We start from the raw sequence: 14,760 nt of genomic DNA on the forward strand, positions 1-14,760 counted from the left end.
TGAAGATTATATTTTTGAAGGAATAAAAAAAAGGATTTTCCCTTTTCCCGTGCCCATCCCTAGCCAATAGGCCCAAAATCACTGATTTCAGGGAGGGAGATTTCACTCTCGCATCCATGCCTGAAGTATCAGCTGCCATTATTGGCGGAAGAGCTTGATGGTTTTGTCCGGAAGATGCAGGTAATACAACCCTTGCGGAAGTCCGGAAAGATCAAATTTTAATTGCCTTGGATCGATCTGATGCAGCTGTATCTGATGCGTCATTTCATGACCCAAGGTATTATAGACTTTGATAGATGCTATTTGCTCTTCCATCAGATCAAAATTAGTTTCTATCATCACCAGCCCATTGCTGGGATTAGGAAAAACTTTCCAGAGGCTGCCTTGATCCTCCTCATGAAGCTGCACCCGGAGGACAGTGGAGAAGGACGTATCCCCATTGATGTCCACCTGCTGTAAGCGATAATAATTCAGACCCACAGGAGCGGAGGAATCTATATACTGGTAAGAGCGGACCTCATCGCTGTCTCCCTGACCTTCTATTTCAGCTATTTTCCCCCAATCTTTACCATCGACAGACCGAAGAAGGTTGAAATGACTATTGTCTTTTTCTGTGGCCGTTTTCCATTTGATCAAGACTGAATTTTGACCAGTAGGCTTAGCGGTGAAGTCCAGCCATTCGATCGGTAGGGGAGTTTCCACCCTGTTGATGGTGCCTAGGGTAAAGTAGGTTCCATCCTGAAGCTTGTCCACCTGATCAAAGCCAAACATACCTCCTCCGAGATCTGCGGCCCCCGTGACCACCGTGGCGCCAGCGAAGCTGCTCCCGGTGTTATTTACCAATAAAACCAAATCAGAAGCGGTGACAGGCATAAGGTCATTCAAATCAAAAGCTATATCTACGAAGCCGACATTCACGGGAGTCAGGGATCGGTTTACTTCACTAATGGCCCAGATTCGGTGAAATCTCGCCTCTACACCAGCAGGCACATCGATGGTCTCCGTGGCAATCATCTCCTGATTATCATGGCCCCAAAGCATAAACTCCCCATTGGTGAGGTTGCTGGGGTTAAAAATCTGAACATGCCCCGTGCCGATCGAATTGTCATGTAAGTTTGAGGCATCTATGCGACCGATGCCAGCCACATCATAATCGTAATTTCCATTGGCATCATCATCCTCATCATAAAGGTTATCCTGAGTTAAACTGATTTTATACTTAGCATTAAGATAATTCCAGATGATGATGGTTTCCGCTTGATTGAGGCGCTCCTTGAAGATGATCAACTCTGTGATCTGTCCTCTGAGTTCTACCCCCACCCTAAAGGATTGGGTACTATGCCCAGTATAATTATTTATGCCTGCGCGATTTTGCAGTTGGGTTCCATTTCTATACAGTTGTTTTCCCTCCGCAGCTCTCGCATCATATGACCAAATAGAATATAGGTTTAAATTGGCTTGTCCGCCTACTTGGATACGGGTGGTGGCAGTGCAGCAGCCTCCGAAGTCATAATAAATGGTGCCATCGGTCCATGGTAAGTGAGCCGAAAATCGCTCTGTCTCCAGCGGCGAGGTGCCGTATATTTTGGTTGCCGAATTGGAGTTCCTTGAGGTGACGAGGAATGTGGAGGCTTGGTCAGTGACAAAATTGGCGGTGGTAAGCGCTCCTGTGATTTGAAGGAAATCATTGCCATCAAAACGTACTTCTCCAAAAGTGTTGACGACATTGTCCACCAGCAATGGGCGATTGACCCCCGAGGCTAGCAGGTTATGGGCGACAATCCCTGCACTATTCTGCCATGAATTTACCAATCCCGCAGTGGTGGAAATGCCATTATCCACTCGGTACCACATGATCAATGAGCTCAGCCCATCATTATTACCCACTCCTCCAGGCCCACGCTGGGCTAAGGCCTCGCCGCTATACCAGCCTATTAAACTCAGAAAAACTATGACCCATAGCCCCTTCAAAAATAATGGTGGATAATTATTTTTAAGTATAGAATTCATTTTACTATTAAAACAATAGTTCATTTGTGGTCAATTAAAATATGAGGCTAGATAGAACTGAGTTTTTCTCATTGAGTATCAAGCAAATCAACTAATATGCTGAAGCTAAAAGTTGCCACTCTTTTATTATGGCCAATTAAAGCGATGTCTAACTTAGGGTGTAATTTAAGCTGATGGTAACCAATGATGATATTAACCTAAAATAATGGTATGAACGTGTATTACTGGTAAAATAATACTCATTAAAAATAGTAAATTGTCCATAAAATGCAAACAATCAGCAGATAATAAATAGTAGAGATGACTAATTTTAAACTTTATAGAAATAATTAATAAAGTATTAATTTAAACCATTTAAGAGTTTCAATAGATGGGTTTTGAAATTGCAATGGTTCTGAATGTGTTCCTATAATTTTAGGTTGGGTTTTATATTATCCCCTATAGAGCTTCATCTTCAGATAGATAGAAAGTTAGCCTAATACTAGTCTGCGATAAATATTTTCTTCAGAACCGATCAAATTGGCGGTAAACAGCCAAAATACGTATTAATTCACCTCCCAAGCCCCTGATAGGGAGGTGAATTGGATCTGAATAAAAGCGAATAGCCCATTGACCATCGATTGGCATTCAAAACTGTCTGACTGGTAATAGGCATCAAAAATATATTTTAAGCCCTTTTCCATTCAACCTAAAGCCAGTAATGAGGAAGGTAATTCTGTCTATTATCCCTGATTAAAAGTCCATTGATGAGGATGGATATAATTGGCTGTGCTTTAGTTTCCTTTATTTTTTAGTCTAAAAAGGACATCTTTCACCAAGATGCTTATGGTTTGGACATTGTACCATACGGCATTGACATCCATCAAAATTCCATTGGCGAGGTGCCCTACAGCATAGATATTATCGCCTCCTTCCGGAGCAATGAGCTGCATGGTGCGTTCGCTGATCACGGCTCCACCCACCAAATAGGGTTGGATATATTGTTTTCTGAGCAAGTTGTCAATGAGTTGCCCATCCATCTGGTCCAAATCGGATGAGCTTCCAGTGGCATTGATGAGCTTATCCACAGGTATAATTTCCTCCTCGCTCGTTTCTAAGGTAAAGACCTTGTCCATAGCCTGAATACTATCGGAACTTTTCATGGCGTGGACTTTTAGTTGGCCCGTGGTGAGTAGGTGGAGGAGTTTTTTTGCATTATGCAGCGGCATAGGATGGCGATTGATCGCCCAATATCTTCCTACCCACTTTTTGAAGAGAATTTTTTGGTCGGTATCCATCCAGCTCCAGATGGTGGAAGCATCATATCGTAAGGAGTCAGCGACATTGAGCAGGCCATCTCCTCCCATCTGTGCGCAGTCGATGTCCCAGCGGAGAAGGGCTAGGCAGCTTTCCGTTCTCTGTCCCGTTTCTTTCCAGTCGAGGGGCTTACCAGTGAAGCGTTCCACCTCTTTTCTGAAGAGGCGGATTAATGATTTTACGCGAGGATTTTCGAGGTTTTTACGCTTCTGCCGATGGAGGTTTTCTAGGGTGAGCAGTTTGCGTTCATGACCTTTATTATGAATGGGCTGGACTCTTGGCAATAAGCCATCGGGTGAAAACAGGTGAATTTCACCTACATGGCCTTCATCCAACAGAGTCATGATGCTATCAATAGCACTCAGGCTACTGCCCAAAATACCCACCTTATCGGTGCTTTTAATTTTTTCTTTTATCCTGGTGGCAGGCCATGGAAAATCTAAATAGTGGTCATATGCGAGGTATTCCTTGTAGTTATTAGGTTTTGGGGTGCCTAGGGCCAGGATCACATAGTCACTGTGATAAGAGCTGCCGTCCTCAGCAAGGAGCGTATAGCCGGAGGGATCATGCTGTAGATCCACTATATTTTGGTGCACGAGATCGACGTGCAGCTGCTTATCCTTTGCCAGTTTTAGATATTTCTTCGCCTGGCAGGCGATGTATTCTCCATAATACCTCCTGGTGGTATAGGCTTTATCCGTCTTTTCGTCCCCTTTTATTTCTCTGGCGTCTGGATGTTTTTTCAGCCATTTTGAAAAATGGGCCGGTTCATGGGCATATATGCCCATTAATTCCGCTTGAGTATTGAGGATATGACCCGGCTGTGGCGTACCAAAGGCAAGGCCATAGCCCAGCCGTTCATCTTTTTCGATGATCCTGATTGAGACCTCTTTTTCCAGTCCTGCGGTGCTTAGCTGGATAAAAAACTCAATGAATGCAGATACTCCATTGGCTCCTCCGCCTATGATGCTTATATTTTTCATATTTATTTGCTATAAATATCAGGCTATTGCTGGAATAATTACCTAAAAACTAACTATGATCTTGTACTGCTTATGGAAAGGTCTTAATTTGTACCATCTACTTAGGTTCACCCAAATATTGTTTTAAAGTTTATGAAAAACATCCTTTTAGCGGTCTGTGCGAATTTGCTGGTTACGTTTAGTATGGCTCAAACCAAAAGCCCTGAGGCTTTTTTGGGCTATGAATTAGGATCTCGGTTTACGCCTCATCACCGCATCGTTGCGTATTTTGAGCATGTTGCCGCCCAAAATAGCAACGTTCACCTCCAATATTATGGCCAAACCTATGAGTATAGGCCTCTCTTGGTGGTGATGGTCTCTGCCCAGCAGAATATGGATCAGATGGAGGAAATCCGTAAAGATAATCTTCGCCGAACTGGCCTACTGGCAGATGGCCAGCGTCCAGCTACTAATATACCGATTACCTGGCTTAGTTATAATGTACATGGCAATGAGGCAGTATCTTCGGAGGCCACCATGAAGACCTTATGGTCACTGGTGGATTCTGCGCAGACGAAGTCCAAGGAATGGCTAAAGCAAACGCTTGTGGTCCTCGACCCCTGTGTCAATCCCGACGGTAGGGATCGCTATGCACAGTGGTATAATCAGAAGATGAACCTGATATTGCAGCCGGATCTACAGTCCATAGAGCATCAGGAACCTTGGCCTGGTGGAAGGGCCAATCATTATTTGTTTGATCTGAACCGGGATTGGGCCTGGCAGGCACAGCAGGAATCAGAGCAGCGCATGTCACTCTATCAGGAATGGATGCCTAATATTCATTTGGATTTTCATGAGCAAGGCATCAATAGCCCCTATTATTTTGCTCCTGCTGCTGCGCCTCTCCATGAGCAGCTGAGTGAGTATCAGCTGGAGTTTCAGGAGACTTTTGGCAGGAATACCGCAGGATATTTTGATGATAATAATTGGTTTTATTTCACTAAGGAAGTTTTTGACTTGCTGTACCCGAGCTATGGAGATACCTATCCGATGTTTAATGGGGCGATAGGCATGACCATCGAGCAGGGTGGAAGTGGTGCTGCGGGCATTGGCGTCTATACCGATACCGGGGACACCTTGAGCCTGGAGGATCGCATAGACCACCATCATACGACGGCCCTCTCGGCCATAGAGATGTCTGCGGTACATAAGGATAAGCTTTTGGAGGAATTTGAACGATATTTCACCGAAAATGCTCGCGATCCCAAGTCGCAGTATAAGAGTTTTGTGATCAAGGGAGATCAATCTCCGGCAAAAATTCAGGCCTTATTAGAGCTATTGGATAAAAATAAAATTCGCTATCAGAAGAGTGGCAAGACCGCCAAGCTACAGGGCTTTGAGTATATGTCAGGTCAGCAAGAGGCTTTTCAGCTGGACAAAGAGGACCTCATCATCAATGCCTGGCAGCCCAAATCGGTATTGACGCAGGTGCTATTTGAGCCCGAGCCTGCATTACAAGATAGCCTGACCTATGACATTACCAGCTGGTCACTGCCCTATGCCTATGGACTGGAGGCCTATGCTCTGGAGAGCAAGGTCGAAGGAACCCAAGACTATGCATCAGTGGATTTTATAGATAATAAAGCCAATGAAAAGACCCTTGCTTATATCGCTCCCTGGGAGCATATCAGCCATGCGACTTTCCTCGGAGACCTACTTCAGAAGGGCGTCCGTGCCAAGAAGTCGGTATATCCGTTTGAGGTGAATGGGCAGCATTACCCCGCGGGGAGCCTCATCCTCAGTCGTGGAGGAAATGAGTCGGTAGCCGATTTTCATGGGACGGTCACCAGCCTTGCCAACCAACATCAAATAGCCCTGGGCCATGTGAGTACAGGAATGATGGATATAGGTAAGGATTTTGGCTCTTCCTCAGTAAGTGTCATTACCAAGCCAACTATTGGAGTCTTCAGCGGTGAGGGGGTTTCTTCCTTAGGCTTTGGAGAGGTGTGGTATTTTATGGAGCAGGATCTGGAATATCCGCTTTCCGTGCTGGAAGCGTCAAAAATGTCTGCGCTTGACCTTAGCAACTATCAGGTACTTATCCTGCCTAATGGAGGCTATAAGTGGACGGACATGGAGCTGTCGCATTTGACAGATTGGGTGAAGCAGGGGGGAAAGCTAATCGCAATGGAGGGTGCTCTGAATTTATTTGTGGATAAAGAAGGTTTTGACTTATCCACCTCCCTCGTGGAAGATATGAGCAATGGCATGATCAGTTCACCAAAGGCTCCGGATACTAGTCGACTGATCGCCCCCTACCAGATGCGTGAAAGAATCTCTATTTCTGATCAGATCACCGGAGCGGTGTTTGAGGTGGATATGGACAGTACCTTCTCGCTTGGGTTTGGCCTTGGAGGAAAATACTATTCGCTAAAAAATCGACCCGATCATTATGCTTATCTCAAAAATGGCATCAATGCAGGGATAATCCAGGCAGAAGATCAGCTTCGCTCGGGCTTTGTAGGATATAATGCCTTGCCCAATACTTCCGAGTCTATGGTCTTTGGGGTGGAAGGACATGGCCGCGGTAGGATCATATATATGGTGGACAATCCGATCTTCCGAGCATTTTGGGAAAATGGCAAGCTGATCATGGCAAATGCTATTTTTATGGCGGATGAATGAGGGCTAGCCTAAAGAAGCCCTTTTTACGCCGTTAAAAAAGTGGAAAATTAATGTCCAATAATAATAAGTGGGCGTTCTATCAATGACTGAGCGGTGGTGCTCTGAGGTATATTATTCTTAAGGATATAAATTGGAAATTATATGGCTTCAAGAATAAATGGCATTCGCCTTGCGATAAACCCCTTTACAGGCGTACAGATAGGGCTTTACTTAAGCATTGATCAATGGGTGCTGTGGGAGTGTATGACTTAAACCTAAAAGACTATGGCGAAAAAGAAAAAGGAAAAGAAATCAGAAAAGAAACCCGAAGTGGCAGAGGAATGGGATTTGGAAGAGGGTTTTGGGGGAATTCCCGATGATGTGGACCTCACCAAGAATATAGGTTGTGCGAGTAATAACAAAAAAAAAGGATGACTGAAAAGCCATCCTTTTTTTTGTTATTCTCCTTAGCTAAGCCTTAGGCTTCACCACCATTTTCTCCTTTAGGAGCTCCTTCAGGGTAGAAGTGATTCACGTCTCTCTGCGGGAAAGGGATTTCAATATCATTGGCTTCAAAAGCCTCTTTCATTCGCTCCATATTATCGAAATATACTGGCCATAAGTTAGCCGCATCGGTCCACACACGGATCACAAGGTCCAAAGAGCTATCTCCAAAGCTATTGAAGAATACTACTGGAGCTGGATCCTGATGAACGCGCTCGTCATTTGCGAATATATCAAGGATGATTTGTCTGGTTTTTTTCAAATCTGTACCATAAGCTACACCTACATTAAAGTCGGCTCTTCTGGTAGGCTTATGCGACATATTTATGATATCCGAATTGGCCAGTGCACCATTAGGAATGATGATGTCCTTATTATCGAAAGAGTGCATTTTGGTATAAAGGATGTCAATAGACTCCACCACACCCGTATGGCCTTGGCCAGTGATCACATCACCTACACGGAATGGCTTGAATAATAAAATCAATACCCCACCAGCGAAGTTGGAAAGGGATCCTTGCAAGGCCAAACCTACTGCCAAACCTGCAGCACCTAAGATGGCTACAAAGGAGGTGACATCTATACCGATAACATAGGCTATGGTAAGGAATAATAATATATAGAGTAAAGCACTTACTAAAGAGACTAAAAAGTTGATCAACGATGGATCAGAATTTCTTCTGGCAATGACCTTTTTTAAGGTCGATACCAATTTGCTAATAATGATTTTACCTACTATGTAGATAAGAATTGCATAAATAAGACTTGGAACAATATCCCATAAAAGCTCCACGCCTTGGTCATACATGGATTGTAAAGTTTCACCATTAATCTTTTCCATAAATCAATCAATTATTGTGTTAAAAACTTAAAATATTTACTTTTTACCTAAGTCGCAAATGGTTTGCCATGCAACTGGCATAAAATGATTCCTTTTTCATTTTAGTGCAATTACGGTAAAATATGTTTTTATCGTAAGTAGATAAATGTATTTTTTCTCCTTTTGACTATGTTTTTTTTAGTTCCCCCTATGAAATGAAGGATTTTATTGAGGGATGATCTAGCTTTTATTGGGACTGATAAATTAATATTAGGTGGTAAAACGCATTTTTTCGGAATTCTAAAACAAGGCTACTCCTCATCCAGAAATTCGGAAATCCTCCTCAGGGATAAGTGAAGAGCTTTTGAAAGGAATGATTTGGGTTATTATAGTGTTTTGTATATTTGATGACTGTTCATACAAAATTAAACTCAAAACCCATGTCTGCGACAACAGCCCAAATACTAAAAAACCACCAATTACGTGTTACCAGCTGCCGTCGTGATGTGCTGGAGACTTTCTTAGACAAGAATATAGCCTTGTCCCATTCTGATTTGGAGGAGGAATTGAAGGAAAACTTTGATCGGGTGACCATTTACAGGACCTTGAAGACCTTCCTGGACAGTGACCTTATCCATAAGGTATTGGATGATACCGGAGTTACCAAATATGCCCTCTGTCACCATGATGTGCTTGAAGACCATCATGACCATGAGCATGTACATTTCAAATGTGACGTTTGTGGGGAAACCCAATGCATTGCAGAAATTGCCCTGCCTGCATTATCGCTGCCAGCTGGCTATGTGGTGAAGGAAAAAAGCCTCCTCGTGCAAGGGATATGTAGCAAGTGTAGCTAAACTTTTAGGGGTGTTTTGGTTTTTTTGGGCTGATGATCAGAATGCCATACCACCCCCGGCGGGAGATCGATCTGCGGTGGCTTCGCATCTTCCACGCCTCCATCACCTTCTCCGTTATTGCGGCGCGGCCTTTTTGGACTTTTGATCATGATCATCACCAGATACACCAGCATGACATACGCCAATCCAAAAAACACCATATCAATTAGCTGGAAACTTATCATAATCTTTAGGTTTATGGGCCACAAATAAGGGCCCAAATGAATTCCTTTCAAGATGGCGGCGATCGGGCCTTTTACGCACCTTATTAATTTACATGAATTCTTCCAACTTGTCAAGTGAACAATCTTGCACATCAAAAAATGTAAGCAATTTGCGCTTTAACTTGTTAAATACCGCAGATCGTTAGATATTTGCCGTTCGAAATACCAACAATCATGATTGTAAAAACCAAAAAATATAAACTGGAAACCAAAACATATGTGAAACTGGGACTTACCAATGTGCTGAAACAGCAGTGGTGGGTGATCCTAATTGCCCTGGCCATTGCCTGTGGGTACTTCTGGATTCCCTCTTGGTGGTGGATCAGCATGGCAGTTTTGGCCTATGTATTATATCTCCTGTTTTGGGTAATCCAATTTGCCGGCGTCAGCCAGATGGAACAGAATAAAGTGATGTTTGATAAAATGTCCTATGAAATAGACAGCCGACAGATCCTAATGAAGCTAAATGCCAAGCAAGGTATGCCGATCAACTGGCCGATGATCAAGAAAGTGGAAGTCCATAAGGATGCCTTCTTGCTCATTATGTCTAAAGCGCAATTTATCTACCTCCCTTACAAAATATTCAATACGGAGAACGAAAAGAAATTTGTCGAGACTATCCTAAAACGAAAAGGCCTGATCGGATAATTTTCCTCCAGTCAGCCCTTTCGATCAAAAATATAAAAGCCGGATATTTCCGGCTTTTTTTATTTTTTCATGATAAGCTTTATATACTGTGCCATTGGGGAAAGAATAGGATTCTTGATGGTGGTCTCATAATTCCGTTTGAAAAACTTCCGGTGATAAAAGTGATGTTTTTGCTCCACCGCCTTTTTGATGTCTCCTTCGGCCGGTGGAGGTGTACACGCATCTATCGTCAAATTAGGCCATTCCATAGAGGTGATTACATAGCCGCGGGAAGTGAAAAATTCACTTAAAGAGATCTCTCCGTTAAGGATGATTTGTAATCTTACCGTTTCAGTTTCTCCGGGAAATTCCTCTTCAAACAATCTTAAATGTTTGACCTGACTGAGGAATGCGTAAGTCTGCACATGGGGTCGCAGGTCGCGGCTGCGATGATGATGGTCCTGACAATTGATTGTGCTGCCACAAATGGCTACTTTCGGGAACTTCCTGTACTGTTCTAGAAAATCAGCATACCAATGATCTAAATAAGGGCCACGAGCACTTCTGTTTAAGAAAAAAGTATAATCCTCCGCATCCGCCGTTTGGTTGACCTTGCGGAAAAGTTGGGCATACGAGCTAAAATCTCTACCTGTATTTTCTTTAAATAATATCTCTACCAACTCAATATGTGGATGTCCATCAAATAAATGGGTGATGGCTTTGCGAAAAAGCCGATCAGCAGCTCCTTCCTTCTTCACTGTGCTCACAGCAATGTATAAATAGGCTTTATCCACCCCTGGATGTCGCTCACTCATCCGAATGAGATTTTGTACATCCCTTGTATAAAGCCGATTCTCATTTGCCGTGGCATAGCAGATATTGAACTTTGGTGAATCCTCGGTAAGGCTGGGCATGTGTGGGTGATTTATGTTAGGTGAACCCTTATTCTGTAATATTTTAGATAAGTAAATATTAAAACTAGGCAATTAAATTTGAAAAATAGGATTTTTAAAGTTAAATATTAATGAAAAGGAATCCCTCATCAGAGTCTGTTTAAAAATGTAATAGCAACAATTGCTCCTCGAATATGGACTTTTGAAGGTTGAAAATCACCTTCATAATTGTAAAAATGAGTTTTTTTTGAGGAAAATAGTCGCATTTATATCGGCGCATTTATCTCAGTTGTCTGAAATATAAAACCAAGCAGAAAGGCCTCGCATTGAAGCCATTTCTGCTTGGGACTTATTGATTTTGACCTATTTTGCATCAAAAATGAGCTCTTATCCTAGTGGGTAAGTAAACTTGTTTTCAGCCGAAGGCTAAGTAATTTCCTGCAACAATTGGGCAAGGGGCCCTGCAAACAGGAAACCCATAGGGCAACAGCGGATTGGATTTTTATTTTGTAACCCATGTTCTGAAATAGCCACATTCGCGAATCACCTCTTGGTAGAAATCGGTGTCAGCATAGTCATTTTTCAGCATTTGGAAACCTTCCCAAGCCAGAAAATCCACTTCATCCTGAATTTGATTCCATTCGGAATCTGATTTTTCGTAGTATTTAGTATAGTAATACTCATTCCGTTCGCATTTGGCCAGCATATAAGCTGCCCGCGCTTTTTGTTCCTCATTGGTAGCCTGTTCGTAGGCTTGTTTATAATACGAGGCGGCAAGGGAACAGTCCGTCAGTAATCTTCGCCAGTGTGGATTATAACCATAGGGAGAGGAATAATAGCCAATTATGGCCGACTCATAAAGCCGGGCATTTCCAAAGTGGCTAATATTATAAAAAGCATTTCCCAGCAATAAGCTATTAGTATAGACTTCTTTATGTTGGGCAATACTCTCCTTCATAAGCTTCATATTTATTAGCATTTTGTGAAGGTCATAAGGCTGATTTTTGGCATGCTCCGCATCGTGATTATCCTGGATATATCCGTTAAAAGGATTGGCGGGCAGGCTATATTCCTCGCCATTCCTATCATAATCGGCTAGGGCTTTATCGATATTATTTCTGAATATAGCCAAAATCATTTCATGGTACCTGATATCGGATAAGCCAATAGGATACAACTGGAGGGCGATTTTCTCGATTTCTGAATGCTCTTTTTCCACCAAAAATTCCTTCAGGTTCTGAGTCCTTTGATCTACATTATAATAGCCATTATCATTTTGGTTATAGCCGGTATAGCTTCATAGCCTTTAAAAAGCTCCTCCATTATGGGATTATTCTTTGACTTATAATAAGTGGAAAGGAAGTCTTGGCTCCAATCAAATGCCAGCTCGTAGCGGAAATCCTGCATGCCCTCAGCGGTTTCATTGGGCAAGTCAAAGTACAGCCACCGCAAGTCCTCCGATAAGCGCTCGATTTCCTCATCCGACTCCCCCGTGAGCATATGTAGGCTGGTGAGCAGCTTTAGAAGTCGCAGCTGGCTCTTGGCCAATGGACTGCTGAGCAGGTCTGGGGAAACGGCCTGATATATATCTTGGGATTTTTGATATTGCCCATCCATCATATACATATAGCCCAATGCCAGATACCACATTTCTGGTTTCTCGGTGTCTTCGGCATCAGCGATCTTCTGGATTATGGGAAGCATGCTTTTGTCCACCTGGGTATAAGGGCTGGTTTTATTTTCAGCAAAACTCTCCTCCTTATTGACGGCCTGAATATTCCATTCCTGCTTATTGATCAGACGGCTGAGCAGGTAACTGAGATGTGGGCTATCGGCTTGGATGGCATGGATGGCCTCGATGGCAGGGAGCTCTTCGGTATAATATCCCTGTAGAGCCCAAAGCGCACAAAGCAGCTCATTGTCCTTGGCCTGCGGTAAAGTTTCCTGAAGAAAAACTTCCAGCTCCTGAGGATGGTAACTGTACAGGGCCACTTTGCGTAATGGGGTACATTGGTCAAATACCTCAGCATATAATACATTGGACTGGACAAAATCCCTCTGCTTATAGTAAGCTCCCGCGAGGTAGGACATGGCTTGATAATATAAATCATCCTTAGGCATCTGATCCTTGGTAGCGGCAAAGAAGGGCTCGATCTCACCTTGCTTATCAGCGCTATAGAAATAGGCCTTGATCAGCTGAAACCAATAGCGCTGTTTCATAAAGGAATGGTCTGCCGTTCGAAATCTTTTTTCTATCTGCTCAAATAGCACCTCTTCTTCGAGACGTATTACGTCCCTTTCCTGCCAATAATAAATTTGGTGATTAACCGAGGCCGTTTCTACCTGCTTGGCGATTAGCATAAAGTCCAGCATGTTGGCAGCTTTAGCTTTCGGACTTTGGATGGGGAAGGCCTCGAAGTTGGATTTCCAGGAGACCATAAGTGAGGAATCCGCTCGGAACAGCACCGAATCAATCAGTTGCTTATCCACATTATGGCCTAAGTAGTCAGACCATTGGGAGACGATGGACTCATTGAAGCGTTCGTTATGAATATCATCATAGCCAGTATAGAAAAAATCACTGGATAAAAGCAAGGGTCTATAATCCTCCTCGACAAAAGCCTCAGGAGTGAAATTCGAATTGGGATAAAAATATATATCCGAGCAGGCCTTTACGATAGCATAGCCAGCGAGGAGCAAGGCGCTAGAAAGTACGAGCCACTTCTTCAAAGATAGTTTCTTCATATTGGTTCAAATTAAAATCATCAAGGTCATAAAATATAATCTCATCAATAGGGCTAGGGCTATGAGCGGAGACATCGGCTGCCATTTCGTACAGGTCTTCCCGACCAATATTTTCCCATTTCACCTCGTCGCCAAGCTTAAAGTACCGATCGCCATAAAGGAAGCTCTTGCTTACCTGAAACCGATTTTCGCGGATCTTTACCAGCTTTCCTTGCGCCAGAAGTGGACTGAGGTCCATGCGCGCAAAGAGCTCCAGCACCTTATTATTACGGATATGAACTCCCCATCCAAAAATTGGGAATGCCACTTTTAGCGGTAAGGGATAGTTGGTAAGGGTGGAAGAATATAAGTCCGCTATCTGTTTATCATATATTGAATTGGCCTCAGAGGCATTTATTTCCCCCATATTATAATACATCAGTACGCCATAATCCACGGGAGGAATGCCTGTTTTTTCAAAATATTTTACTTGATGAAGTCTTATGGTGCAGGAGATTGTCCCTTGCCACTGTTCACGAACTGCGGCCATATAAGCCATAAAAGTGGCTTTGCTCTTCATAGACCAGTCGCAGTCGATCTGTATTTCTGTGGGCGGGGAGGCCAGGCGGGAGGACATCTGCTTGATGAGCCGGAGGGTTTGTTCGGCAAGTGCCTTTGGTTCGGTTTGCTCTGCCAACATCACTTCGTTTTTGATGAAAACCACCGGAATGATGTCCAGCGAACTGGCTATGCTCATCGAATCGGACAGGCCTACCGGGTTTCCGGGTATTGCCTTTCCTTCCGGAGATAGCCGGATGTCAAAATACCGGCAGTATAGCTTTGCCTGATTTCTTTCCAATGTTTGAACCTCCAGGTGAGATAAATTCAACTCCGTGCGCCAAAAATAAAAGGAGGTCCGGGGAGGGATATCTCTGGAACAACCAGCCCCTAAGCCTAGAAGTATAAGGCTCAAAATGCTTATGTGTCGCCAGTACCTCTGTGCGCTCATACCGATCCATTTTTTTGTTAAAGATTCAAAATTACACAATCTCTCCCAATATCTGTCAAGGTATATTCCTTAGGATTTTTTGGTTGGACTTCTGTGTGGGCTATGCGCTGCTGCGGTTTTATTGGTAAAGA

The 14,760-nt window shown here is 43.3% G+C and carries 12 protein-coding genes; 4 read left to right on the forward strand and 8 right to left on the reverse strand.

Going from position 1 to position 14,760, the window contains the following annotated elements; genetic code table 11:
• Positions 1-138: 138 nt before the first annotated feature.
• Positions 139-2,010 carry a T9SS type A sorting domain-containing protein gene (locus B050_RS22815; protein ID WP_018472384.1) on the reverse strand — a complete coding sequence of 624 codons (1,872 nt, stop codon included), beginning with the start codon at positions 2,008-2,010 and terminating at the stop codon, positions 139-141.
• A 773-nt stretch (positions 2,011-2,783) separates the two neighbouring features.
• Positions 2,784-4,289 carry an FAD/NAD(P)-binding protein gene (locus B050_RS0102925; protein WP_018472386.1) on the reverse strand — a complete coding sequence of 502 codons (1,506 nt, stop codon included), beginning with the start codon at positions 4,287-4,289 and terminating at the stop codon, positions 2,784-2,786.
• Between the two features lie 132 nt (positions 4,290-4,421).
• Between B050_RS0102925 and B050_RS0102930 the strand changes: the two genes are divergently transcribed.
• Positions 4,422-6,953, forward strand: a complete 2,532-nt coding sequence (locus B050_RS0102930) for a M14 family zinc carboxypeptidase (RefSeq protein WP_026235578.1) — start codon at positions 4,422-4,424, stop codon at positions 6,951-6,953.
• 264 nt (positions 6,954-7,217) lie between these two features.
• Complete coding sequence (locus B050_RS23540) at positions 7,218-7,367, forward strand: hypothetical protein (protein WP_018472388.1); 150 nt, start codon at positions 7,218-7,220, stop codon at positions 7,365-7,367.
• 43 nt (positions 7,368-7,410) lie between these two features.
• Here the strand turns inward: B050_RS23540 and B050_RS0102940 are convergent, their stop codons facing one another.
• A complete protein-coding gene (locus tag B050_RS0102940; RefSeq protein WP_018472389.1) occupies positions 7,411-8,277 on the reverse strand; it encodes a mechanosensitive ion channel family protein in 867 nt (288 codons plus the stop codon).
• Positions 8,278-8,696: 419 nt separating this feature from the next.
• On the opposite strand from B050_RS0102940, the gene B050_RS0102945 reads away from it, so the two are divergent.
• Positions 8,697-9,113: a Fur family transcriptional regulator gene (locus tag B050_RS0102945; RefSeq protein WP_026235579.1), complete on the forward strand. Its 417-nt coding sequence runs from the start codon at positions 8,697-8,699 to the stop codon at positions 9,111-9,113.
• Here B050_RS0102945 and B050_RS0102950 read toward each other — a convergent pair.
• Positions 9,110-9,337, reverse strand: coding sequence for a hypothetical protein (locus tag B050_RS0102950; RefSeq protein WP_052308732.1), 228 nt, complete (start codon positions 9,335-9,337; stop codon positions 9,110-9,112). The genes B050_RS0102945 and B050_RS0102950 overlap by 4 nt on opposite strands.
• A gap of 213 nt (positions 9,338-9,550) precedes the next feature.
• On the opposite strand from B050_RS0102950, the gene B050_RS0102955 reads away from it, so the two are divergent.
• A complete protein-coding gene (locus B050_RS0102955) occupies positions 9,551-10,024 on the forward strand; it encodes a YcxB family protein (RefSeq protein ID WP_018472392.1) in 474 nt (157 codons plus the stop codon).
• 59 nt (positions 10,025-10,083) lie between these two features.
• On the opposite strand, the gene B050_RS0102960 is transcribed toward B050_RS0102955, so the two are convergent.
• From B050_RS0102960 to B050_RS0102975, 4 genes are all read right to left on the reverse strand, one after another.
• A complete protein-coding gene (locus tag B050_RS0102960) occupies positions 10,084-10,917 on the reverse strand; it encodes a hypothetical protein (protein WP_018472393.1) in 834 nt (277 codons plus the stop codon).
• A 481-nt stretch (positions 10,918-11,398) separates the two neighbouring features.
• On the reverse strand, positions 11,399-12,115 hold the full coding sequence (locus B050_RS0102965) for a hypothetical protein (protein WP_157492500.1): 717 nt from the start codon (positions 12,113-12,115) through the stop codon (positions 11,399-11,401).
• 32 nt (positions 12,116-12,147) lie between these two features.
• Positions 12,148-13,641 carry a hypothetical protein gene (locus tag B050_RS0102970; protein ID WP_026235582.1) on the reverse strand — a complete coding sequence of 498 codons (1,494 nt, stop codon included), beginning with the start codon at positions 13,639-13,641 and terminating at the stop codon, positions 12,148-12,150.
• Positions 13,601-14,629, reverse strand: coding sequence for a hypothetical protein (locus B050_RS0102975; protein ID WP_044201509.1), 1,029 nt, complete (start codon positions 14,627-14,629; stop codon positions 13,601-13,603). The genes B050_RS0102970 and B050_RS0102975 overlap by 41 nt, the downstream gene beginning before the upstream one ends.
• Between the last annotated feature and the right edge of the window lie 131 nt (positions 14,630-14,760).

It is taken from the genome of Echinicola pacifica DSM 19836, assembly GCF_000373245.1.
GTDB lineage: Bacteria > Bacteroidota > Bacteroidia > Cytophagales > Cyclobacteriaceae > Echinicola > Echinicola pacifica.